The 24,101-nt window shown below is 59.3% G+C and carries 22 protein-coding genes; 5 read left to right on the forward strand and 17 right to left on the reverse strand.

What is annotated here, in order from left to right:
- Positions 1–26: 26 nt before the first annotated feature.
- Together AB4N41_RS17025 and AB4N41_RS17030 are read right to left on the reverse strand one after the other, a co-directional pair.
- Positions 27–1,808 (reverse strand): bifunctional diguanylate cyclase/phosphodiesterase, encoded by a 1,782-nt coding sequence (locus AB4N41_RS17025; RefSeq protein ID WP_236169464.1) that lies wholly within the window; start codon positions 1,806–1,808, stop codon positions 27–29.
- 117 nt (positions 1,809–1,925) lie between these two features.
- Positions 1,926–4,010 carry a carboxy terminal-processing peptidase gene (locus AB4N41_RS17030; RefSeq protein ID WP_177434207.1) on the reverse strand — a complete coding sequence of 695 codons (2,085 nt, stop codon included), beginning with the start codon at positions 4,008–4,010 and terminating at the stop codon, positions 1,926–1,928.
- 138 nt (positions 4,011–4,148) lie between these two features.
- Here AB4N41_RS17030 and AB4N41_RS17035 point away from each other — a divergent pair, with 138 nt between their 5' ends.
- Positions 4,149–5,111, forward strand: a complete 963-nt coding sequence (locus AB4N41_RS17035; protein ID WP_252877723.1) for a zinc-binding dehydrogenase — start codon at positions 4,149–4,151, stop codon at positions 5,109–5,111.
- A 96-nt stretch (positions 5,112–5,207) separates the two neighbouring features.
- Here AB4N41_RS17035 and AB4N41_RS17040 read toward each other — a convergent pair whose 3' ends face one another.
- From AB4N41_RS17040 to AB4N41_RS17065, 6 genes are all read right to left on the reverse strand, one after another.
- The gene (locus AB4N41_RS17040; RefSeq protein ID WP_252877724.1) at positions 5,208–5,861 is read right to left on the reverse strand and encodes an HAD family hydrolase; all 654 of its coding nucleotides are present in this window, start codon (positions 5,859–5,861) and stop codon (positions 5,208–5,210) included.
- 34 nt (positions 5,862–5,895) lie between these two features.
- Entirely contained in the window at positions 5,896–6,885 is a 990-nt protein-coding gene (locus AB4N41_RS17045) for an ABC transporter ATP-binding protein (protein WP_150638743.1), read from the reverse strand.
- Complete coding sequence (locus AB4N41_RS17050; protein WP_252877725.1) at positions 6,882–7,682, reverse strand: ABC transporter permease; 801 nt, start codon at positions 7,680–7,682, stop codon at positions 6,882–6,884. The genes AB4N41_RS17045 and AB4N41_RS17050 overlap by 4 nt, the downstream gene beginning before the upstream one ends.
- Complete coding sequence (locus AB4N41_RS17055) at positions 7,669–8,505, reverse strand: ABC transporter permease (RefSeq protein ID WP_191637016.1); 837 nt, start codon at positions 8,503–8,505, stop codon at positions 7,669–7,671. The genes AB4N41_RS17050 and AB4N41_RS17055 overlap by 14 nt, the downstream gene beginning before the upstream one ends.
- Positions 8,506–8,510: 5 nt before the next feature.
- Entirely contained in the window at positions 8,511–9,317 is an 807-nt protein-coding gene (locus AB4N41_RS17060; RefSeq protein ID WP_252877726.1) for an alkaline phosphatase family protein, read from the reverse strand.
- Positions 9,318–9,498: 181 nt separating this feature from the next.
- The gene (locus tag AB4N41_RS17065; protein ID WP_252877727.1) at positions 9,499–10,566 is read right to left on the reverse strand and encodes an ABC transporter substrate-binding protein; all 1,068 of its coding nucleotides are present in this window, start codon (positions 10,564–10,566) and stop codon (positions 9,499–9,501) included.
- A gap of 349 nt (positions 10,567–10,915) precedes the next feature.
- Here AB4N41_RS17065 and phnR point away from each other — a divergent pair, with 349 nt between their 5' ends.
- A complete protein-coding gene (gene phnR / locus AB4N41_RS17070) occupies positions 10,916–11,629 on the forward strand; it encodes a phosphonate utilization transcriptional regulator PhnR (protein WP_016773745.1) in 714 nt (237 codons plus the stop codon).
- A gap of 544 nt (positions 11,630–12,173) precedes the next feature.
- Here the strand turns inward: phnR and AB4N41_RS17075 are convergent.
- Positions 12,174–13,508 (reverse strand): amidohydrolase, encoded by a 1,335-nt coding sequence (locus AB4N41_RS17075; protein ID WP_252877728.1) that lies wholly within the window; start codon positions 13,506–13,508, stop codon positions 12,174–12,176.
- A gap of 304 nt (positions 13,509–13,812) precedes the next feature.
- Between AB4N41_RS17075 and AB4N41_RS17080 the strand changes: the two genes are divergently transcribed.
- Genes AB4N41_RS17080 through AB4N41_RS17090 form a run of 3 tightly spaced genes read left to right on the forward strand, consistent with a single transcriptional unit; the run spans position 13,813 to position 15,970 of the window.
- Positions 13,813–14,238 carry a hypothetical protein gene (locus AB4N41_RS17080; RefSeq protein ID WP_252877729.1) on the forward strand — a complete coding sequence of 142 codons (426 nt, stop codon included), beginning with the start codon at positions 13,813–13,815 and terminating at the stop codon, positions 14,236–14,238.
- A gap of 42 nt (positions 14,239–14,280) precedes the next feature.
- Positions 14,281–15,720 carry an S-type pyocin domain-containing protein gene (locus tag AB4N41_RS17085; RefSeq protein WP_460137863.1) on the forward strand — a complete coding sequence of 480 codons (1,440 nt, stop codon included), beginning with the start codon at positions 14,281–14,283 and terminating at the stop codon, positions 15,718–15,720.
- Entirely contained in the window at positions 15,695–15,970 is a 276-nt protein-coding gene (locus AB4N41_RS17090; protein ID WP_290127533.1) for a bacteriocin immunity protein, read from the forward strand. The genes AB4N41_RS17085 and AB4N41_RS17090 overlap by 26 nt, the downstream gene beginning before the upstream one ends.
- 47 nt (positions 15,971–16,017) lie before the next feature.
- Here the strand turns inward: AB4N41_RS17090 and AB4N41_RS17095 are convergent, their stop codons facing one another.
- The 8 genes from AB4N41_RS17095 to minD all read right to left on the reverse strand — a co-directional run bounded on the left by AB4N41_RS17095 (position 16,018) and on the right by minD (position 24,080).
- Positions 16,018–18,174, reverse strand: coding sequence for a mechanosensitive ion channel family protein (locus AB4N41_RS17095; protein ID WP_041479310.1), 2,157 nt, complete (start codon positions 18,172–18,174; stop codon positions 16,018–16,020).
- Positions 18,175–18,248: 74 nt separating this feature from the next.
- A complete protein-coding gene (locus AB4N41_RS17100; RefSeq protein ID WP_016773747.1) occupies positions 18,249–18,425 on the reverse strand; it encodes a hypothetical protein in 177 nt (58 codons plus the stop codon).
- Positions 18,426–18,657: 232 nt separating this feature from the next.
- A complete protein-coding gene (locus AB4N41_RS17105) occupies positions 18,658–19,947 on the reverse strand; it encodes a M18 family aminopeptidase (RefSeq protein ID WP_252877731.1) in 1,290 nt (429 codons plus the stop codon).
- Between the two features lie 78 nt (positions 19,948–20,025).
- Entirely contained in the window at positions 20,026–21,120 is a 1,095-nt protein-coding gene (locus AB4N41_RS17110; protein ID WP_252877732.1) for a hypothetical protein, read from the reverse strand.
- Between the two features lie 94 nt (positions 21,121–21,214).
- Positions 21,215–22,057, reverse strand: a complete 843-nt coding sequence (locus AB4N41_RS17115) for a protein kinase family protein (protein WP_252877733.1) — start codon at positions 22,055–22,057, stop codon at positions 21,215–21,217.
- Between the two features lie 151 nt (positions 22,058–22,208).
- Complete coding sequence (locus AB4N41_RS17120) at positions 22,209–22,844, reverse strand: RluA family pseudouridine synthase (RefSeq protein WP_460137864.1); 636 nt, start codon at positions 22,842–22,844, stop codon at positions 22,209–22,211.
- A 169-nt stretch (positions 22,845–23,013) separates the two neighbouring features.
- Positions 23,014–23,268, reverse strand: a complete 255-nt coding sequence (gene minE, locus AB4N41_RS17125; RefSeq protein WP_003223146.1) for a cell division topological specificity factor MinE — start codon at positions 23,266–23,268, stop codon at positions 23,014–23,016.
- Positions 23,268–24,080 (reverse strand): septum site-determining protein MinD, encoded by an 813-nt coding sequence (minD, locus tag AB4N41_RS17130; RefSeq protein ID WP_056784017.1) that lies wholly within the window; start codon positions 24,078–24,080, stop codon positions 23,268–23,270. Before minD ends, minE begins: the two co-directional genes overlap by 1 nt.
- Positions 24,081–24,101 lie beyond the last annotated feature (21 nt).

Consider the following 24,101-nt stretch of genomic DNA (forward strand, 5'->3'; position numbering starts at 1 on the left):
TTCATGATGCGCTACTGTGCTGGGGTTTAACCAACTAGCTGTGATGTCTGGGCCGGAGGCGCTATAGCATCGAGCAAATACACACTAAACCCCACAACCCCCTTCGCATGATGCTTAGCCTGCGAAGCCATCTCCGCAAGCTGGCTGGCATCAAGCGTTGCACAAGCTTCAGGTCGCAAATGCACCACCCCAATCGATAACGACAACAACGCAAATTCTTGCCGCACACCCTGTCGGTTTGGCGCTACAAAACAACCGGCTTCCAGATGCTCGGGCCGATAGAACCGGCGGCATTGGCTTTGGAAATCGTCGAGCAGTTGGTTGAGGCGTTTGCGCCAGTCTTCGGGGCCGAGGACGAGGAGGAAGTCGTCGCCGCCGATGTGGCCGACGAAGTCGCGGGTGGGGTCGATGCGTTCGTTGAGGCATTGGGCCAGGCAGAGCAGGACTTCGTCGCCACGGCCGTAGCCGTAGATGTCGTTGAAGGGTTTGAAGCTGTCGATGTCGACGTAGCAGATAATGGACTCGCGGGCCTGTTGCAGCAGGCGGGTGAGGCACTGCTGGATCGGTACGTTGCCCGGCAGCAGGGTGAGGGGATTGGCGTAGCGCGCCTGCTGGATTTTCAGTTCGGTGATCAGTTTCAGCACGTCGATCACTCGGCCGAGGCCTAGATAACCGCCGTTGAGGGTGATGATGAAGTCTTCTTCGATGCGCTGGCGGGCGCGGCTGGTGATCAGGCGGCTGACTTGCTGCAGCGACTGGCTGATTTCCACGGCGAGGAAATCATCGTTCATCAGGCGGCTGATCGGTTTGCGCGCGAACAGATCGGTGGCAAACGGTTTGAGCAGTGCGTCCGACAGCGAGTGGCGATGGACGATGCCGCAGGGCTGGCCTTGTTCGTCGAGCACCGCGAGCGAATTGAGGTTGGCCTGGCGGCGAAAGGCTTCCAGTACCGTCGCGGTGGGCGTATCGCGTTGCACGGCGGGCTGGTCGTTGAGCAGGGCGCTGAGGTCGCTGCCTTCGTCATTCAGCGCGACGGCGCTGCTATCGTGTTTGGGCATCATCGCGCGAGCGTCGCGGGATGGATGTTCCTGAGGGCGGCCGAGCAGGTAGCCCTGCACCAGGTCGACGCCCATTTCAGTCAGCACCGCGAGTTCTTCCGGTAGCTCGATGCCTTCAGCAATGACCTGCGCGCGGGACGCTTTGGCGATTTGCAGAATCGAACCGACAAACTCTCTTTTCAAGGCGTCCTGATGAATGCCATCAATGAAGTGTCGGTCGATCTTCACGTAGTCCGGACGCAATTCTGACCATAAACGCAGGCTTGAATAGCCGGCACCGAGATCGTCCAGAGCAATGGAAAAGCCCATCGCCCGGTAGTGGTGCAGGGCGGTTTGCAGTAACTGAAAGTCGTCAATCGGCGTCTGTTCGGTGAGTTCGATCACCACTTGGCTCGGCGCAATCCCCAAGTCCTGCAGCAGCTGCAATGTGCGGCCCGGTTGGTGCGCGGCTTCGAGCAAAGACTCGGGTGAGACATTGAGGAACAGCTTGCCCGGCAGTTGCTGTTCGTTGAAGCGGCGGCAGGCGCTTTGTCGGCAGGCGATTTCCAGTTCACTCAATCGACCAGCCTGTCGCGCCACGGCGAACAGGGCAATCGGCGAGTGAAGAGGGCTGTTGGACGGGCCACGGGTGAGGGCTTCGTAACCGAGAATGCGGCGTTCGGAAAGACAGATGATCGGCTGGAACAGGCTGTGTAAACCGCTTTGAGTCAGGATCGAGCTCAAGGCGCTCAGCTGTTCGGTCGTGGTCATGGCAGTCTCTGGCGATAAAAAAGGACCGGGAGCGCCTGCTCCCGGTCCTTTATTGCACGACAGAATGATGACTGTTTGATGACGATCCGGGGATCGCCAGCACTAAATTGCCATCACTTACTTCTTGGCCACCTGATTGCTCAGTTTCAGGTAATCCAGCAGCACGCGCCCGGTTTCGCTCAGGTAGGCATCGTCTTCTGGTTTGACCTTGTCCGGCTCGGCAGCGGCCAGTGCGTCTTCGTCTTCTTTCTTCAGCTCTTTGAGCGGTTCTTCGCCTTTGGCCTTGCGACGGATGTTCTCCATCGCCAGTTGCTTGGCGTCGATGTCGGCGTGCTGGGCACGACGATCGGCTTCGTTGAGGCTGACGGTTTTTTCTTCCATCAGTTTCTGCGCCAGGGCCAGCTTGTCGCGGATGAACACGAACTCGGCATCCTTGTTGGTGCGCGAGTCATGTTCGGACTTCAACTGGGCGAGGAACGGCTTGAACGGATCGGCCGCCGGCTTGATCGCCGCGCGAATGGTGTCCCACGGCATGGCTTCCGGCAGGGCACTTTCGCCGATTTCCTTGGTGTCGATCAGCGACGGGTAGTCGATGTCCGGCAGTACGCCCTGATGCTGGGTGCTCTGCCCGGAGACACGGTAGAACTTGGCCAGGGTCAGTTTCAGTTCGCCATGGTTCAGCGGCTGAATGGTTTGCACGGTGCCCTTGCCGAAGGTCTGGCCACCGATGATCAGCGCACGGTGGTAGTCCTGCATGGCGCCGGCGAAGATCTCCGAAGCCGAAGCGGACAGACGGTTGACCAGCAGCGCCATCGGGCCTTTGTAGAACGCGCCCGGGTTTTCGTCCTCGAGGACGTCGACACGGCCATCGGCATTACGCACCAGCACGGTCGGACCTTTGTCGATAAACAGGCTGGTCAGTTCGGTGGCTTCCTGCAGGGAGCCGCCGCCGTTGTTGCGCAGGTCGATGACCACGCCGTCGACTTTGTCCTTCTGCAGCTCGGTCAGCAGCTTCTTGACGTCGCGAGTGGTGCTCTTGTAGTCCGGATCGCCGGCACGGAATGCCTTGAAGTCGAGGTAGAAGGCCGGGATCTCGATCACGCCAAGTTTGTAGTCCTTGCCGTCCTGTTTCAGGCTGAGGATCGACTTCTTCACGGCCTGATCTTCGAGCTTCACCGCTTCACGGGTGATCGGCACGATCTTGGTGGTCTGGTCGTTCGGCGCATTGCTCGCCGGAATGACTTCCAGACGCACCACGGTGCCTTTAGGGCCGCGAATCAATTTGACCACTTCGTCCAGACGCCAGCCGACCACGTCGACCATTTCCTTGTTGCCCTGGGCAACGCCGATGATCTTGTCGGCCGGAGCGACCTGCTTGGTCTTGTCCGCCGGGCCTGCCGGCACCAGACGCACGACCTTCACTTGATCGTTGTCGCTCTGCAACACGGCGCCAATGCCCTCGAGGGACAGGCTCATGTTGATGTCGAAGTTTTCCGCGTTATCCGGCGACAGATAATTGGTGTGCGGGTCGTAGGACATGGCGAAGGTGTTGATGTACGCCTGGAAGATGTCCTCGGCGCGGGTCTGGTCGAGACGCGCCAGCTGATTCTTGTAGCGCTTGGTCAGGGTTTCCTGGATCTGCTTCGGGTCTTTGCCGGCGATCTTCTGGCGCAGCACTTCGTCCTTGACGCGTTTGCGCCAGAGGTCGTCGAGTTCTGCGGTGGACTTGAGCCAAGGCGCGTCCTTGCGATCGATCAGCAAGGTCTCCTTGGTGTTGAAGTCCATCTTGTCGACGCCTTTGTTCAGCTCGGCAAGGGCGAAGTCCAGACGCGCCTTGACGCGGTCCAGATAGCGCTTGTAGATGGTGAACCCGGCGTTGAGGTCGCCGCTTTTGAGGAAGTCGTCGAACTGGGTCTTCCACTTGTCGAATTCGGCGATGTCGCTGGCCATGAAATAGCTGCGCGACGGGTCGAGCAGCTTGATGTAGCTGTCGTAGATGATCACCGAGCGCGCATCATCGAGCGGCGGCTTGCTGTAGTGGTGACGCTTGAGCAACTCGACGACGTTCAGGCTGGCGATGACTTCATCGCGATCAGGCTGCAACTTGTCCCAGCTGTTGGCTGCGAATGTGGTGCCCGACACCGGCAACAGGCCGATACCGATGAAAAGAGCGAGGGCGGTGCTGGGGAGCAGATGCTTCATGCTGATTCGACGCGGGGACAATTGATAACGCATATTAGGCCGTCTTTGAAGTCGCCGGTTCTTTGAGAGCCGGTCGCATAATGCAAAAAGCCCGGCGCTACAGCTTCGGGCTCAGTCCAGACTCACTATGGAGGCAGTGTGAAGGCATTGCAAGGCGTTGAAGGTCAAGTGGCATGGGTTGAAGAGCCGAGTCCGACGTGCGATGTAGGACAAGTCCGCATCCGGGTGGCGGCAGCCGGCCTCAATCGCGCCGATTTATTACAGAAAGCAGGGCTTTATCCGCCGCCAGCCGGGGCCAGCCAAGTGCTTGGTCTTGAGTGCTCCGGGGTGATCAGCGAGGTCGGCGCGGGCTCGTCCTGGCAGGTTGGCGACCGGGTTTGCGCCTTATTGGCCGGGGGCGGCATGGCTGAAGAGGTGGTCGTCGACGGACGGCATGTGTTGCCCGTGCCCGAAGGTGTTTCGCTGATCGAGGCGGCGGCATTGCCCGAGGTGTACGCCACCGTCTGGCTGAATGTGTTTCAACTTGCAGCGCTGAAACCCGGTGAGAAAATTCTCCTGCACGCCGGCGCAAGTGGAATCGGTTCAGCCGCCATTCAGCTGTGCAAAGCCTTCGGTAACCCGTGCTGGGTCAGCGTCGGTTCCGCCGAACGCCTGGCTTACTGCGAAGCATTGGGTGCGCAGGGCGGCGTGGTGCGCACCGATGAAATTGAAAGCCTGCGCGACTTCGGGCCGTTCGATGTGATTCTCGACCCGGTGGGCGGCAATTATGCGGCGCTGAACCTCAAGCTGATGGCGCTGGACGGACGTTGGGTGCTGATCGGTTTGATGGGCGGGCGCGAGGCGAAACTGGATCTGGCGCAGGTGTTGGCCAAGCGTGTGCAACTGCTCGGTTCGACGTTGCGCAGCCGTAGCGATCAATTCAAGGCCGATCTGCTCAGTGATCTGGGCCAGCATGTGTGGCCGCTGTTTGCCGAGGGCCGCTTGCGTCCGCAATTGGCCAGAGCCTTTGCGGTGAAGGATGCCGAAGCAGCGTTTGCCGAACTGGCGAGCAATACGGTGGCGGGCAAGTTGGTGTTGGTGATCAATGAGGGTTTGAGCTGACAGCAAAGCAAGGTCAAAAGATCGCAGCCTTCGGCAGCTCCTACAGAGGCACGCATTCCAAAAGTAGGAGCTGCCGAAGGCTGCGATCTTTTGCTTTTATTTCCAGAGGTGGATCGGCCAGCCGGATTTTTCTGCGTGCTCGAGTAGCACCGGATCCGGATTGACCACGTGTGGAAAATCCACTTTCAACAGCAGCGGCAAGTCATTGCGCGAATCGGAATAGAAACTCGCGCCCTCGAGGTTTTCTTCTTCGGCGTCCAGCCATTCCAGCAGGCGAGTGATCTTGCCTTCGCGGTAGGTCAACGTGCCCACGGTATGGCCGCTGTAAACGCCGTGCGCGACTTCCAGTTCAATCCCTAGAATCTCGTCGATGCCGAGTCGATCGGCAATCGGTCTGACCAGGTGCGTGCCCGACGCCGAGATCACCAGAATCCGGTCGCCGGCCTTGCGGTGCGCGGCGATGGTTTTGGTCGCGTCGCTGAAGATGATCGGTTCGATAAAGTCTTCAACCCACGGCCCGACCAGGTGCTCGACTTCTTCTGGCGTACGGCCGATCAGCGGTTCGAGGCTGAACGCCATGTAATCTTCCATGCGTAATTTGCCATGGCTGTAGGCGTCCATCAGTTCGTTGTTCTTGCGCATGAACGGCTCGGGATCGACCCAGCCCAGGCGCCCCATCTGCTCGCTCCAGAGGGTGGCGCAGTCGCCGTGGATCAACGTTTCGTCCAGATCAAAAATTGCCAGGGCCATCAGTGCAGTTCTCTCTTCAACGTCAGCAAAGTCATCAGGCTACCTCACACAGGGCCGTCGGATCGATGGAAAGTGCCAGGCGTTGTCCGTCGGGATGCAGATCGGCGGCGGAGCGGTTGAGTACGTCGACCACCAGTTCCACCCCGCGCGCTTCGACGCGATAGCGAATGACGTTGCCGAGCAGGCTGTGGCTGCGGATCTGCGCGTCGAGTTCGCCGTCAAGGCTCAGTTCGATGGCTTCCGGGCGGATGGCGATGCGATGGTTGACCGGCCGTTGCAACAGCTTCGAGGCGGCATCTGCGTCGAGCAGGTTGTAGTTGCCGATGAAGCCGGCGGCGAATACATCGACCGGAGCGGTGTAGAGGGTTTCGGCGTCGCCGCTCTGGACGATCTTTCCCTGGTTCATCAGGAAAATCCGGTCCGACATGGTCAGCGCTTCTTCCTGATCGTGGGTGACGAAGATCGTGGTCAGGCCGAGTTCGCGCTGGATCTGACGGATCTGTTCGCGCAGGTGTTTGCGAATCCGTGCGTCGAGCGCCGACAGCGGCTCATCCAGCAGCAACAAGCGCGGGCGGGTCACCAGCGACCGGGCGAGGGCGACACGTTGGCACTGCCCACCTGACAGTTGATGCGGATAGCGGCTGGCGAAGTCGTGCAGTTCAACCAGTTTTAACACTTCAGAGACGCGCTTGTGGCTGTCATCGGCGTTGACCTTTTGCATGCGCAGGCCGAAGGCGACGTTCTGTTCGACGGTCATGTTGGGGAATAGCGCGTAGCTTTGAAAGACCATACCGATGCCACGTTTCTGTGGGCTCAACGGCACGAGGTCGACACCGTCGAGGAGGATCTTGCCGCCATCCACCGGGGTCAGGCCGGCGATGCAACGCAGCAAAGTCGACTTGCCGCAACCGGACGGGCCGAGCAGGGTGACGAACTCGCCTTTGTTGATCTCGCAATCGATGTCGCTGAACACCGTGGTGCCGGCATAACTTTTCTGCAGGTGTCGGACGCTGACGTAGCTCATTCGCTTTTGTCCTTGTTCAAGATGTTGGCGATCCAGGTCAGGACCAGCACGAAAAAGAAATACGAAATGACCAGCGCACTGGTGAAGTGACCGCTGCTGTTGCGCATGTTGTTCAGGTACACCTGCAAGGTTTCGTAGCGGGTGCCGACGAGGATGTTGGCGAACACGAACTCACCGAAGAGGAACGAGAAAGACAGTAGCAGCGCCACCATCAGGCCTTTGCGCAAGTTCGGCAGCACCACCAGAAACGCCGCTTGAAAGGTGCTGGCGCCGAGCAGTTGAGCGGCGTCCATCAGGTCGCGCAGGTTGATCGCTTGCAGGTTGTTGGTGATCGCGCGGTACATGAACGGCAGCGCTACGGTGAAGTAGCAGCCGATCAGAATCCACGGTGTGCCGACCATCGCCATCGGCCCGGAACCGTAGAGCTGCAGCAGCCCCACCGAGGACACCACCGGCGGCACCGCGAAGGGCAGCAGGATGAGGATGTTCATCAGCGCATCGAGTTTCGGAAAGTAGTAATGCACGACGAACAGCAACGGCAGGATCAGCAGCACCGACAGCACCAGCGCGCCGACGCAGACGATCAGCGACTGACCGAATGCATGCAGAAAGCGCGGATCGCTCCACAGCTGGATGTACCACTTGAAGGTAAAACCGCTGGGCAGAATCGTTGCCGACCAACTGCTGGCGATCGAATAGACCAGCGTGCCCAGCAGCGGCAACAACAGGATGGCGAACAGCAGATAGACCACGACGCGGTGGTAGACGCCGGCCGGGCCGGATTCAGCGCGAGACATGGTAGCTCCTCTTCAACAGCAATTGATGCACGACGGTGACAATGGTCATCAGCGCCACGAGCACCACCGCCAGCGCGCTGGCCAGGTTCGGGTCAAGGGAAATGTCGCCGGAGACCATCGCCGCAATACGGATCGGCAGAACGTTGAAGTTGCCGGTGGTCAGCGCATAAACCGTGGCGTAGGCGCCGAGGGCGTTGGCCAGCAGGATCACGAACGTGCCGAGCAACGCCGGGGTCAACACCGGCAGGCCGATGTGCCGCCAGAACTGCCAGCCGTTGGCGCCGAGCAGTGCGGCGGACTCGCGCCAGTCTTCACGCAGAGCGTCGAAAGCCGGATAGAGCAGCAGCACGCCGAGGGGAATCTGGAAATAGGTGTAGAGGATGATCAGGCCGGTTTTCGAATACAGGTTGAAGTCCTGAATGATCCCCGACTGCTTGAGCATGATGGTGATGCTGCCGTTGAAACCGAGCAGGATGATGAACGCGAACGCCAGCGGCACGCCGGCAAAATTGCTGGTCATGTTGGCGAAGGCATTCACGAAGTTGCGCAGCTTCGAATCGACGCGGCGTAGTGAATACGCACCAAGCACGGCGATGATGATGCCGAATACGCTCGACCAGAAACTGATCTCCAGGCTGTACTGGATTGCCTGCCGATAGAACTTCGAACCGAAGATCTTGCTGAAATTGGCCAGGCCCCAGCCGGACTCTTCCGATTCCAGGCTGTTGATCATCACCCAGACCAGCGGGGCGATTTCGAAGACGATAAAGAACAGCGCGAAAGGCACCAGACACAGCGCCGCGAGCCATTTGCCGCGAGTCATGGCATTCACTTGAGCAGCTCCCGGCACACAGGTTTGTCGTGGGGCACGCCGAGCAGCTCGCAAACCGTGCCGCAGAGCTCGGTCTGCTTCGGTGTGACATCAGGGTTGAGGCTGAACGCCTCGCCGAGGACGAACAGCGGCACCTGACGTTCTTCCGCCAGCAGGCCGTTGTGCGAGCGATCGTTGTTCATGCCGTGGTCGGCGGTCACCAGCACCTGATAACCAGCGTCGAGCCAGGTCTGCAGATAGTCGGCGAGGATGACGTCAGCCGAGCGCGCGCTGTTGCGGTATTGCGAGCTGTCGAGGCCGTGCCTGTGCCCGGCGTCGTCGATGTTCATCGGGTGGATCAGGAGGAAATCCGGCGCATGACGCAGGCGCAGGTTCTCCGCGTCGGCGAACAGGTGCGAATCCGGATAATGATCGTTCCAGTAGAAGTGGCCGTACTGGATCGGCAGCGTCGGATCGTCGGTGTGGCGGTCGCGCGCCGCCACGAACGGTGAGCGGTTATACAACTCGCTGACCCAGTGATACGCCGCAGCGGCGGTTTTCAGCCCGGCATCGCGGGCGTAGTGATAGATGCTGCGCTGGTTGGACAAGCGCGAGACATTGTTGTGAACGATGCCGCTGTCGATCGGTGGCACGCCGGTGAGGATACATTCGTAAAGCGGTCGGGACAGGGCGGGCAGTTCGCACTCCAGTTGATAGAGCGCCGCGCGTCCTGCGCCAACATAAGCCTGCAGATGCCCCATGGCGTGACACGCAACCTCGTAGTTGAGGCCGTCGAGCACGACAAGGATGACGTTGTGCTTCATAGGGGCAAGAACTCCGCGAAATTCAGATATTCCGAAATCAACCCGATCCCCTGTGGGAGCGAACTCGCTCGCGAATGCAATACATCATTCAACAGTAATGTCGACTGATGCGCCGCCTTCGCGAGCAGGCTCGCTCCCACATTCGGATCTTCAGCGGATCCCGAACAGGGGGATCACAGGATTACTTCATCTCGACGATGACTTCCTCGTTCCACTGCTGCGGCAGGGCTTTGGAGGTCTTTTCCCACGCTTCGGCGTCCTTGACCGGCGTGACCTTCTTGTACTGCTCGTTTGGCAGCAGTTTGGCTTTCACGTCTTCCGGCAGTTGCAGGTGTTCGGCGCGGATCGGCCGGGCGTTGCCGCGGGCGAGGTTGGTCTGGCCGGCGTCGCTGAAGATGTATTCGCGCGTCAGCTTGGCGGCATTGGGGTTTTTCGCGTACTTGTTGATGATCGTGGTGTAGCCGGAAATCACCGAGCCGTCGGATGGAATCAGCACTACGTAATCATCCGGGTTGGCCATCTTGGCTTTGTAGCTCAGGCCATTGAAGTCCCAGACCACGCCGACTTCAATCTCGCCTTTTTCCATGGTAGCGATGGTCGGGTTGGCCATCGACAGACGACCCTGTTTGGCGAGGTCGGCGAACAGCAGCAAGGCAGGCTTGATGTTTTTCTCGTCACCGCCATTGGCCAGTGCGGCAGCGAGGACACCGTTGGCGGCCTGGGCAGCAGTGCTCACGTCGCCGATGGAGACTTTGTATTTACCGGTTTTCAGGTCAGCCCATTTGGTCGGCACGTCGGAGCCGTTCAGCAGCTTCTTGTTGACGATGAAGGCGATGGTGCCGGTGTAGGCCAGTGCCCAGTTGCCGTCCTTGTCCTTGGCCCAGTCCGGAATCTGATCCCAGGTGCTTGGCTTGTACGGTTGCACCACACCTTGCTTGACCGCGATCGGGCCGAAGGCGGCGCCGACGTCACCGATGTCGGCGGTGGCGTTGTCTTTTTCAGCTGCGAATTTGGCGATTTCCTGGGCCGAGCTCATGTCGGTGTCGATGTGTTTCAGGCCGTATTTCTTGGCCAGGTCTTCCCAGGTGCCTTTCCAGTTGGCCCAGTCATCGGGCATGCCGACGCTGTTGACGGCGCCTTCCGCTTTCGCAGCGGCTTCTAGGGTTTTCAGATCGGTGTCGGCCGCCATGGCGGCGCTGCACATTGCAATGGTCGAGCCTAACAGTGTTGCCAGGAAAAGCTGTTTCATTCCGAAGCTCCTTGGTCGTGTTCAACGCTGCGATTGCGGTTGTGTTGGTCTAGGTCAGCAATACCTGAGCCAATTTAGGCGGGCTGGATGACATTTTGATGTCGATGGCCTTATGGCTGATCTTTTCTCCGCCCGGGATTGGCGGTTGCCAAACAAGCGTAGACCATGACGCAGGCCCGATAAGCAAGGGACTTGGCCGATGTATTGCAAGCCGTGAAAACGACTGTTGGGTAGTTTTGTCATCTGTCGGTCATCTGCACTGCCTAGGCTTGCAACACACGAAAGCGCTCTGAGCAGCGCCCGGATTTGCCCTGAAACAGTGCTGGTCTAGTCCAGATAGGTAACGTTGATGCGCGATGAGGCAACGAAAGCGGTGACAGCGATTGGCCAGGTGCTGCAGGAGCAGATCGATCATGGTTTGCTGGCGGCCGGGAGCAAGTTGCCCGCTGAACGCAAGCTCAGCGAGTTGTTCGGGACGACGCGGATCACTGTGCGTGAAGCGCTGTTGCAATTGGAGGCGCAAGGGCAGATTTATCGTGAGGAGCGGCGCGGCTGGTTCGTGTCGCCGCCGCGTCTGGCGTACAACCTGATGCAGCGCAGTCATTTTCACGCGATGGTCAGTGCGCAGGGGCGTGAGCCGTCGACCGAGGTGATTTCGGCGCGGTTGCAGCCGGCTTCGGCGGCGGTGTGTGCGTGGTTGCAGCTGCCGGCGTTGTCGAGCGTGATCCAGATTTGCCGCTCGCGGCGGATTGATGGGCGACTGGTGTTGTATGTCGAGCACTACCTGAATCCGCAGTTTTTTCCGGGGATTCTTGAGTTTGATTTGAATCAGTCGATCACTGAGTTGTATGCGCGGCATTTCGATTTGCACTATGGGCGGGTGCGGTTTGAGATTGTGCCTACGTCTTTATCTGTCGATGCGGCGGCGGCTTTGCGGGTGTCGGTGGGGAGTCCGGGATTGAGGATTGCTCGGGTCAATTATGATCAGCATGGGCGGCTGATTGATTGTGATCTGGAGTTTTGGCGGCATGATGCGATTCACGTAGGGGTTGATGTGGTTTGATCTTTTTTGACCTTGGCGGCCTTTGGGCCGACCAGGTTTTGGGGGTTTGGGTGAATATCCGTTGCTGCGGTAACGGCTTCTTATGGTTCCGCCCTTACGGCGGGTCACTTTTTCAAACGCCGGAATGCCGGCCCAGCAAAAAGTAACCAAAAGGCTGCGCCCTGACGTTCGGCCCGCTCGCTGGGGCTCGGGGTTCCTTCGCTGCGGGATCGATCCTGGCGCAGCGGCTCCGGTTTGCTTCGCTGCACCTACACTCGCTGTGTACGACTGCGTCGTACGGTCGCTGCGCTCCCACGCCCGGATCAATCCCTCCACTCAGCCTGCCGACGGGCTCCGAGATCAAGATCAAAAGCGGTGCTCGAGCTAACGCTCATCGTGTGTAGGAGCTGCCGAAGGCTGCGATCTTTTGTTTTTGCTTTCGCTTTTCTGTGGGAAGCGAGCCTGCTCGCGAAGGCGGCCTGTCAGCCGACCAATCTCTGTCGGATGTACTTAATCCCTGTGGGAGCGAGTCTGCTCGCGAAAGCGCCCCCACAGTCACCCCTTCCTACTTGCCCACCGCCGCATTCCCATACAGATAATCCGTCGCCAACGACGCCAGTGTCCTCACCCCAACCACCAGTGCCGACTCATCCACAAAGAACCCCGGATTGTGATTCGGCGCGGCTTTGCTCAAGTCCTGGTCCCGCGGGGTCACTCCAAGAAACACAAACAGTCCCGGTGCTTCCTTGGCGAAGAACGAGAAATCTTCCGCCCCACCCACCAGCGGTCCCTGCACCACATCATCCTTGGCCGCCCACTTCAATGTCGGCAGCATTTTCTCGGTCAGTGCCGGGTTGTTAATCGTCGGGTCGTATTTTTCGATGATGGTGACGTCGGCTTTGGCGCCGCCGCTTTCGGCGATTTTCTCGATGGTCTGGCGTACGTCGCTGTGCAGTTTCTGGCGGATGCCGTAGTCGTAGGAGCGGATGGTGCCGGTCATGTCGAGTGATTCGGGGATGATGTTGTAGCGGGTGCCGCCGTTGATGGTGCCGATGCTGACCACCGACGGGTAAGAGGAAATGTCGGTGCGGCGGCTGACCACGGTTTGCAGGCCGACGATGGTTTGCGCGCCGACGGTGATTGGGTCGATGCCATCCCAGGGGCGGCCGGCGTGGGTTTGTTTGCCGTGGATCTTGATGCGCAGGTCGTCGGAGCTGGCCAGGGTCGGGCCGGGGCGGTAGGCGATCTGGCCGGCGGGGACGCCGGCCCAGACGTGCAGCCCGAACACCGCGTCTGGTTTCGGCGATTTCATTACGCCTTCCTCGACCATCATCTTCGCGCCCCAGGTGTTTTTGCCGTCGGGAATGAAGTCGCTCGGGCCTTCTTCGGCGGGCTGGAAGTAGAACACCACGGTGCCGGGCAGGGTGTCGCGCATGCCCGTCAGAATTTTCGCTGCGCTGAGCAGGATTGCGGTGTGGGCGTCGTGGCCGCAGGCGTGCATGACGTCGACTTCCTTGTCGAGATACGTGCCTTTGGCTTTCGAAGCGAACGGCAAGTCGGAGACTTCCTTGACCGGCAGCGCGTCCATGTCGGCGCGCAGGGCGACGGTCGGGCCGGGCAGGGCGCCTTTGAGAATGGCGACAACGCCGGTGCGGGCGACGCCGGTTTTCACTTCCAGGCCCATGGCTTGCAGCTGTTTGGCGACCAGTTCAGCGGTGCGTTTTTCAGTGTTGCCAAGTTCTGGATGAGCGTGAAGGTCGCGGCGGGTTTCCAGCAGCTCCGGTTCGAGCTTCTGCGCCTGCTCGGCGATGCGCGTGCGGGCGCTGTCCATCGTCGCGGCACTGGCGTGGCTGGCGACCAGGGTGAGCAAAAGGGTCTGGGCAATGCGCGTCAGTTGCATGGGTTTCTCCTTGATTATTGTTGTTGGCTTCCTTGCCTGTGACAAAGGCTTTGCACGCAAGTGCGATCGGGTCCGGAAAGCGCTATGCGCTCCGACAGATTTACGTTTGAGCATAAGTTATCAGCGAAAACTCCTACCGCTTTATCAGTTCCGTCCGGCGTGACAGATAAAACGCGGGCGATAACCATGTACCGCACCGCACAACATCTATTTCCATAAATTTCTCCAGGTGCCGGTCACGTTATTGGCTGTTTGAGGGTAACGAGTCAGTGCGACAAAACTATTGTCCATGGAGGACTTATAAATGCAGCGTAATGGAATAACGCTTCCGCCGATTGTTGTGCGTCCGGATAAACAAGATGAATATTTACATTATTTAGGTGCAGGGGACGGCTCGGGACCAGGCATTAACTTTGCGCCGCTGGGTGAAATACTCGATATGGAAAGTATCTATAAAGATACTTCCAGGAATATTGCTCAGGTCATTGAAAATGAACTGGCAGAAGTGCGGGCAGCAGGTGATCAAAGTGTCTTGCCGCCTTTGGATGCGCTGGCGCGGGAGATGCAATTCAGGGATTCCCTGATCGCCAGGAAGTTTGGTGCGCTTTTGGTGGCCAAGGACGTGGCCATCGAACGTTTCGGCCACGCCCAGGTTGAAACCTTTTTCAACGGAGGCCGCTTACCGCAAGTCAATCGGCGAAGCGCCAGCGTCAGCGTACGGCAGGCTTAGAGCGCTCTGTTCAACGCCAAGTTACTGGTTGAAGGCATTGGCGTGTTGAACAGCCAGTCGGCCACGGTCAAGGGCATGATTGCCGTGGTGCAAGCGCAGGAAGCGGAGCGGATCGCTCAGGAGCAGGCGCGGTTGGCGGCGGAATACGCCAGGCAGGTTGCACAGGAACAGGCCCGCGTCGCTCAAGAGCAGGCGCGGCGGCAGGCGGAGGAGCTGGCGCGGCAGGCCGCGGCCGATGAAATCAGGCGGCTCGAAGAGGAACAGGCCCGTCTGGCGGCTGAGGCACTAGAGCGCAAGCGTGCCGAGGAACAGGCAGCGCTTGAGGCTGAGGCCGAAGCAAGCAGGGTTGCTGAGGAAAAGCGCCGGCAGGACACCTCCGGTGGGCACAGTAGCCTGTTGCGCTTTCAGGGCAATACCAGCCACGCCCAACTGGTATTTGCGACGTCCGCGGGTGCGGTCGCGATTGCCGACAACCTGATGGCGGGTTTTGCCGCTTCGATTCGCGCGGCGATGGCCGGTTTATCGGAGGTGGCTGCCGGCGCGGCGTCCGGGCTGATGGTGGGGGTGAGTGCGTTTGTCTACTCCCCGGTGTTGGGCAATGGGGAATTGCCTGAACGCTTTCTGCTCAGCCTCCCACTGGCAGATCTGCTGCCCGGTCAACTGCCTGATCTGGACAGGCTGGCAAGCGAAAGAGCACGACTGAATCTGCCGGTACGTTTGAGCGCCCGGCCGCTGACGGGCTCTCTCGCCGAACTGCTTGTCGTTCCGGTAGCGGGGACAAAACGGCCTTCCGGCGTTCGCGTGGTTGCAGCTGATTTCAACGCAGGGAACAACACTTACAGCGCGACCCTCACTGACATCCCGCCGACAACCGCGGTCTGGACTCCCGCAGTAACGCCGGCAGACAGTTCAACGCTGTTCCCCATCGAGAATCCGTCCCCACCTCGATATATCGGCGGCAACCTCGTGCCGATTGAAGGACGGATCGACGCTCACCCAGGGCGGGGCAGCATTCGTTTCGACGACTTCATTCTGGTCTTCCCGTCGGAATCGGGCCTGCCACCGCAGTACGTCATGTTCCGGGATCGACGCAATGATCCAGGGGTGGCGAGTGGTCATGGAGCGCCGGTTGCGGGTGGATGGCTAGGGGCTGCTGCGCAGGGTGATGGGGCGCCAATCCCATCGCACATTGCTGATCAGTTACGGGGTCGTCAGTTCAACAGTTTCAGAGCATTCAGAGAAACATTCTGGAAAGCTGTTTTCAATGACGAAAAACTGGCTGGCTTATTTAATGAAACAAGTTTGAACGAAATGAAAAAGGGCAAAGCCCCGATAGTTAGAATGAACGACTCAGCGGGAGCAAGAGTGAAATACGAACTGCATCATAAGGTCGGCTTGGCCGAGGGAGGGGATTTATATAATGCTGACAACATAAATATCGTTACCCCGAAAGCGCATGTTGAAATTCATAAAGGGCTTTGATATGAGGTCGATACAGGATATGAGAGAGGAAGATTTTCTTGAGTTTGTCAGGAAAATATATGATTCCGGGTTTACAACAGAGAAGCAACAAATTGCTGCCATTCTTGAGTTCTCTCGGCTAGTTGAACATCCATCTGGTTACGATTTGATTTACTACCCGGAGGAAGGTAAGGATGGGCCTGAAAATGTTGTCTTGGAGGTAAAAAACTGGCGTTCCGCTAATGGTAAACCCGGTTTCAAAGATAAATAAAAGCAACCCCCTATTGGTATTACCTGCCAATAGGGGGCCATCTCTGTTCAGCTTTCCTTTTTGATTTCCACCCCAGGCGTAATCACCTGCACACTCATCCTTGGCGTCGCCAGATCCAGCCCCGCCTCATCCAGTTGCCTTTTCAGCGACAAATTGAACGCCCGGGAAACTTCCCACTGCTTGATCGGCGCAGTCTTGAACCGTGCGCGCAGAATCGCGCTGCCGGACTCGAAACTTTCCACACCCTGAATCTCCAGCGGCGACCAAATATTGCGGCGCTGCAACGGATCGCTGCGCATCTTCTGGCCGACGTCGCGCATCAGTTTGATCGCGTCGTCGATTTCCATGTTGTATGGCACGGCGACGCGGAAGATCGCGTAGCCGAATTCCCGCGAGTAGTTCTTGATGCTTTTGATTTCGCTGAACGGGATGGTGTGGACGATGCCGTCGATATCGCGCAGGCGTACGGTGCGGATGGTCAGGCCTTCGACGGTGCCGAGGTGGCCGCCAACGTCGACGTAGTCGTCGATGGCCAGCGAGTCTTCGATGATGATGAACAGGCCGGTGATCAGGTCAGCGACGAGCGACTGCGCACCGAAGCCGATGGCCAGACCGATCACGCCGGCACCGGCCAGCAGCGGTGTGACGTTCATGCCCATGTTCGCCAACGCGACGATCAGCGCGATGATGAAAATCGCCACGAACAGCACGTTGCGGATCAGCGGCATCATCGTCTGCGCCCGTGCATTCGCCAGGCCTTTGCGCGAGCGGGTGAGGGCGTGGTGCACGGCGGTGTCGGCGAGGATCCAGATCAGCCAGGAGAAAATCAGCGTGCCGATCAGGCTGAACAGTTTGACGCTGATGTCATGGCCATCGCCTTCGGCGAACGCGATCAGCGAATGGCCCCAGACGCGCAGGCCCAGTTCGATGAAGATCAGCCACACCAGCAAATGCGTCAGGGTGTAGAAGAAGTTTTTCAGTCGCTCCGAATACAGCGCATGGCGTTTCGGCCCGCGTTGCGGTTTCAGCGAATGGCGGCGCACGAGGCCGTTGATCACCATGCACAACACCAGCAGCACCGTGCAGATCAGCGACTGGCGCAGCGCGGTGCTGGTGTCGCCGGCGGAGACAAACGTGGCGAACAGAGAGATGCCGACCAGCACCAGTGCCGGCACGTACCAGAAAGTGCCGAGGATTTCGATGGTATCGCTGAGGGCGCGGCGGGTCAGGCGGCGTGACAGCGGTTGGTTGCGGATCAGGTGCGCGATCGGTCGGCGGAATCGCAGAATGAACAGGCCGGTCGACAGCGCCGCAAGCACATTGGCCGTGGTCGCGGCGGTGTGCGCCAGATGTACGCCCAGGCTCTCGACCAGACGCGGATCGCTCAGCGCTTCACCGAACGCGGCGAAGCTGCCGATCAGCCACAGCGGCCGAAACGCCTGATGACGCAGGATGTACAGCGCGCGATGGCGATGCGGGCCGTCGAGCAGGGAGAAGGCGATCACGCAGATCGCCGAGAAACAGGTGCCGACCACCAAGGCATAGGCCAGCACCATCGCCAGGCTTTTGCCCAGCGAAGACGGCAGCACGTAGCTCATGTACACCGTCATCACCAATGCGATCAGCCACGGCCCGAGCTTGCGCAGGGCAAAGCGCAGCATGTCGAGGGCCTTGGGGTGTTGCGGCAGTTCTTCGGTGAGGCCGAAGCGCAGACGCACGCGGTGGCTGAGCCAGATCAGCGCGGCGGCGAGCAGGCTCCAGACCATCAGGATCACTGCGAAACCGAAGATGATCGGCAGCCATTCATTGGCCGGCAGCAGCTTGCTGGTCAGTTCGTCCTTGGCCAGATCGAATTCGTTGGACCAGCGGGTGAGCGGGCTGTCGGCGCCGGAAAACTGTTTTTCGAAGCTGGCGAGGGTGCCGCCGATCAGGCCCAGCACGCCTTCTTCCGGGGTGGCTTGAGCTTTCTTCGTAGCGTCGCGCAGCTTCTTCAGATCGCTGAGCAACTGCGCGCGTTGCTTGTCGTTTTCCAGCGACTTGATCACTTCGTCCAGTGACTGGCCAAGAGGTTCTACGGCTTCAGGCTGCGGTTTGGAAGTGTTGAGCAGGCCGGGCAGACCGACCGCTTGGGCGGGCGCCAGCGGCAGCAGTGTCATCAGGCAGACAAGCAGCAGACCGGGCAAAGCAAAAAGACGAGCGAACACCAGAAGACAACCTCGCGATAGGCGGATGCGCTGGAGTGTACGAGGCCCTTTGGCTCAATGCGAGCCGGGCGCGGTCATTCGTTGAGTTTGGCGAGGATCTTGTAGACCACCGTGGCGAGGATCATCAGCATGCCGATCCACATGGCGAACACCCCGGCGTTCTTGTCGCGGAAGTTGAAGCCGATGGCCAGCAGGATCATTCCGCTGAGGATGGGAATGAGCATGGCGTGGAAGGAGGACATTGAGATCATGGAGACTGCCTTGTCTGTGGGGGATGCTTGCAGTCTAGGCGGGTTTCCGAGGCGGGGTGTGATGTGGCTCAGGAATGCATCAGGCCGGGAGGATTCTGCTGTCTGCACAGGCGATTTCGCGAGCAGGCTCGCTCCCACAGGTTGATTTGCATTCCAAGGGGAGATGACTGGCTCCCACAATGAAATGCAGTTCAATTGTGGGAGCGAGCCTGCTCGCGAAGCTTGTCAGCCGTTACGGCAATTCACGGCTGGCATAGAACGCACTGAGCACTTTGACCAGATGCGCCAGGTCATGGCTGCCGCACAGCTCGCGAATCGAATGCATGGCGAAGGTCGGCAGGCCGATGTCGACGGTGCGCACGCCCAGATGGCTGGCGGTGATCGGGCCGATGGTCGAGCCGCAGCCCATGTCGCTGCGCACCACGAAGCTTTGCACCGGGACTTCTTCGGCCATGCACAGATGGCGGAAGAAACCGGCGGTTTCGCTATTGGTGGCGTAGCGCTGGTTGCTGTTGACCTTGATCACCGGGCCGGCGTTGAGTTTCGGGCCGTGGTTGGCGTCGTGCTTGTCTGCGTAGTTGGGATGCACGCCGTGGGCGTTATCGGCCGACACGAGCAGGGATTTCTGAATGGTGCGGACGAACTCGTCGCCATCTGGCAGCAGGCGGCGCAGAGTCTGTTCAAGCATCGGGCCATCGGCACCGCACGCCGAGCACGAGCCGACTTCTTCGTGGTCGTTACAGACCAGCACGCAGGTTTCGTCGGTTTCGGCGGTGAGCAATGCTTGCAGGCCGGCGTAGCACGACAGCAGGTTGTCCAGACGCGCACCGGCAATGAAGTCGCCGTTCAGGCCGATCACCGCAGCGCTTTGCGTGTCGTAGAAACTCAGCTCGTAATCCAGCACCACGTCGGCGTTCAAACCGTGTTCGCGGGCCAGTTGGTCGGTGAGCACGGCGCGGAAATCGACGCGCTCGTCACCGGCGAATTGCGCCAGGATCGGCGGTAGTTCGGTCTGCGCGTTGATCGCCCAGCCCTGGTTGGCTTCACGGTTGAGGTGAATGGCCAGGTTGGGAATGATCGCGATGGGTGCCTTGAAGTCGATCAACTGACTCTCGACCTTGCCGTCACGGCGGAAGGTCACGCGGCCGGCCAGCGACAGATCGCGGTCGAACCATGGCGCCAGCAGCGCGCCGCCGTAGACTTCGACGCCCAGTTGCCAGAAGCCCTGACGTTGCAGTTCCGGTTGCGGCTTGACCCGCAGGCACGGGCTGTCGGTGTGCGCGCCGACCAGACGGATACCGTCGTGCAGTGGCGAGTTGCGGCCCATTTTGATCGCGACGATCGAGGAGTCGTTACGGGTGACGTAATAGCGGCCGTTGGCCTCGGTGGACCATGGCTCGCGCTCGTCGAGGCGCACATAACCGGCGGCCTCCAGACGCTGAACGAGGCTGGCGGTGGCGTGGAACGGGGTAGGGGAGGCCTTGAGAAAGTCGATCAGGCCCTGGTTCAACTCTGCGCGCATAAGAAACTCCAGACAGCAATGGGCGGCAGTTTAACGCATCACTCAGCGCCATTGGGCAAGTGGTTTGCGCAAGCACGCTCAGGAGTGCTGATCGATGCGCTTGCGCAGGTAGGCAATGATGGCTTGTTGATCATCCTTTCTGGCGGGTTTCGGCAGGTGCTTCGGCCAGCCCTTGCCGCTGCCGAAGAAGGCCTTTTGCGTGACGCTGTCCCAGCGCAGGATTTCCCGCGACGCCGATTCCCACCATTCGTGACGGCAGATCTCGTAATACGGATGGGCAGGTGCAGCACTGCCGAACAGCAACGCCCGGCCGACTTTCTTCATGCCGCCGCGCTTTTTGCGCAGTTTCCACTTGATGCGCAGGCGCTCCCAGGTTGAGGGAACGGGTTTGCTGCGCGGAACCTCGTTGCACAGCGCTGGCAGTTCGGGGTGGAAGGCCTCGCCGTAACGGGCGAAAAAATGTTTCTGCATGGCGTGGAAGAAGTTCTTGTCGGCGAAGTAGTGATAGATGAATTTCTTCGCTTCCTGGATCGGCTGGTCGCGCATGGCAAAAGACAGTGCAATCTGTTCGATCGTATGGATGTCGAACGAACCCTGCGTCCACTCATCGATCAGCCGGACCGATTTCTCCAGCAGCGCTGCATCGCCATCGGTGACGCCGCACAAGCCGCTGTTGTAGAGCTTGAAGCTGTTAGTCGACGAGATGCCGTGGACTTGCAGGCAGCGCGCGAGTTTTTCGTAGTCCGCCCGGTTACAGACGTAACTCCAGTCATATTCGAAGCGGTCCATCACGTAACGGCCGGGCGTGATCATGCTGAACAACCGATGCGGCGAACCGAGAAACAGCGTGTCGGTGTCGACAAACAGGGTTTTTTCGGCAAGCGTCAGGCCCAGTGCAATGGCGCACGCTTTGCGGCGGTGGTGGTAGCCGTTCTCGCCCTGCCACTGGATCAGGGTCTGCTCGCTCAAAGGGACGGTATCGACCGGCCAGCCGGCATAGTCCTGCGGACGATCGGTCAGGACTCGGATGCACAATGATTCACCTGGCTGCAGTTGTGCCAGGGCGGTGAGGATGCTGAATTTCGCCTCGCGCCGATAAACGTCTTTGTCGCCATAGATCAGGTAGAGCAGCTGGTGCGGTACTTTTTCCATGGGGGGGAAGGCTTCGCGCATAAGCGGCTCCATACGGCGGGGGGCGCGAGTTTACCGTATTGCTCCGCTGATTTGCAGGCCGGGCACTTGCTTCAAAGTGTTGCCGGGGTGGGCGTCAACCGGTGATCAATCTGCCAGAGAGGAAGGCTTCACGGCGTTGCTTGCGACCGACGTATTCATGTTTGCTCAACTGATAGACAGCCTCGAACCTGTCTCTCGATAAGCCAGGCAGTGCACTGAGGTATTGATCTACCAGGCGATCATAGGCGGCTTCGGTGATGAATTTGTAGATATCCCGACGATAGAAGAAGCCGAGTTGAAAACCGAGGGTTTCACTTGCGTGCGCGGTCGGACCTGCGAAGCAGTTTTCAAAGTCGATGGCTTTGAGTGGCCTGTGCGTTTGCTCGGGCACCATGATGTTGCCCACCCAGAAATCCATGTGGGTGATGTTCTTGCTGGCGAGCGAGCTGAGCAGTTGAAACGCGTCGAGGATAAAGGCTTCGATGTTTTCGGGATTGCGTCTGATGCACTCGGCCCCATCAATATGGCCTTCGAGCAGGTGAGTCAGCAGGAAGAACTCCTCGGTCAGGCCGAGTCTGCTGCGGGTATAGCCATAGCCCTTCAGTGGAGGCATCTCCACGCCCCGGCGCTGAGCTTCGAGGGAATTCATCAGTTCTTCGAGCGGCCAGTCGAAGCGCCCGTTGCGTTGCGGTTTGTTCAGGCTCACCCGCACCTTTGCCTTGAACGTGTCCAATGGCTGGACCTTGGCAAATAGTGGTGTTTCACAGGACGACAACGGTGCGCTGGCCCGGGTCAGTTTGTGCGCGCGGCGTTTTTTAATGAGCTGCTCCAGGGCCTGGCGTGCCTGGATGCTGGGTGCTTCGCTCAAGTGCAGGGTCGTGTTACCGAATGCGTAGATGATCGGGTATTCGGATTGAAGTGTTTTGCTGCAGAACACGGGAAAGGCCTCCTGCCTGATATCGAAGTGCCATGATTTTATATTTGATTACAATTTTATGACAGTTCTTTACGTCAATCTATTGCCGGTGGATTTTTGGCAGGACAAAAAAGCCCTTCACCAGGAAGGGCTTCCAAAGTATTCACGCAATTCAGAACGGAGCCGGGCACTCGAAGCGCAGGCGCTCGCCGGTCTGCGGATGAGTGAAGATGAGCATGCTTGCGTGCAGGCACAGACGGGGCCAGGCCGCCAGCGCCTGCTCGTGGGCGTAGAGCCCGTCACCGAGTAGCGGGTGGCCGATCGACAACATGTGTACGCGCAGTTGATGGGAGCGGCCGGTAATCGGTGTCAGTTCGACACGGCACCAGTCGCCGCAACGTTCCAGCACCTTCCAGAAGGTCAGCGCGTGTTTGCCGAATTCGTGATCGACCACGTGTCGCGGCTTGGTCGGTGGGTCGTAGCGCAGGGGCAGATCGATGCTGCCGCTGTCCAGCTCAGGCTGACCCCAGGCCAAAGCGGTATAGGCTTTTTCGGTTTCGCGGTCGTGAAACTGCCGCGACAGTTCGCGATGAGTGTCGGCGTCACGGGCCAGCAGGATGATGCCGGAGGTTTCCCAGTCCAGGCGATGAACGATGCGCGCTTCCGGGTAGCCGTTTTCCTGCAGGCGGGTAATCAGGCAGTCCTTGTTGTCGTCAGCGCGACCGGGCACCGAGAGCAGCAGGGTCGGTTTGTCGACCACCAGTACGGCGGCGTCCTCATGGATGATGCGGATGTTGGACAGCGGCATTAAAACAGCCTCGTAACAAATGCCAACGGCGGCTCGGGACTGCTGATAACTCTGTAGGAGCTGCCGAAGGCTGCGATCTTTTGACTTTGAAGATCAACAGATCGCAGCCTTCGGCAGCTCCTACACGAGCATCAACAGCCCGAGCCGCCGTAGCGACTGCCAAATCGACTCAGCGATCGGGCAGGGTGATGTTGAGTTCCAGAATCGAGCAACTGCCCTGGCTTTCCAGTGCAACATGTACGTCGTCGTTGCCGATGTTGACGTACTTGCGGATCACGTCGACCAGTTCCTTCTGCAAGGCTGGCAGGTAATCCGGCGTGCTGCGCTGGCCGCGCTCATGCGCCACGATGATCTGTAGACGCTCTTTCGCTACCGAGGCGGTACTTGGCTTTTTGTTGGCACGAAAGAAGTCAAAAAGGTTCATTACCTACCTCCAAACAGGCGCTCGAAGAATCCCTTCTTCTCGACATCGAGGAATCGGTGGGCTTTTTCTTTGCCCAGCAGGCGGTCGACGGTATCGCTGTAAGCCTGACCGGCATCGCTCTGGTCGTCGAGAATCACTGGCACGCCCTGGTTGGAAGCCTTGAGTACCGCCTGGGATTCCGGGATGACGCCGAGCAGGGTCACCGAGAGGATCTCCTTGACGTCTTCAACGCCAAGCATCTCGCCCTTCTCGACACGCTCCGGGTGGTAGCGAGTGATCAGCAGGTGTTCCTTGATCGGCTCTTCGCCCCGTTCGGCGCGGCGCGATTTGCTCGCCAGCAGGCCGAGCATGCGGTCCGAGTCACGTACCGAGGAGACTTCCGGGTTGGTCACGACGATCGCTTCATCGGCGAAATACATGGCCAGGTGCGCACCTTTCTCGATGCCCGCCGGGGAATCGCAGACGACGAACTCGAATTGTTCCTTGAGCTCCATCAGGACTTTTTCCACGCCTTCGACGGTCAGCGCGTCTTTGTCGCGGGTCTGGCTGGCCGCCAGCACGTAGAGGTTTTCCAGGCGCTTGTCTTTGATCAGTGCCTGTTGCAGGTTGGCTTCGCCGTTTACCACGTTGACGAAGTCATACACCACGCGGCGCTCGCAACCCATGATCAGGTCGAGGTTACGCAAGCCCACGTCGAAGTCGACGATCACTGTTTTGTGGCCGCGCAGAGCGAGACCGGTACCGATAGCGGCGCTGGTGGTGGTCTTACCCACACCACCCTTGCCGGATGTAACCACGAGAATCTTGGCCAAGGTGTTTCACCCCTAAGGAAG

The sequence above is a fragment of the Pseudomonas sp. S2_A10 genome, assembly GCF_054668465.1.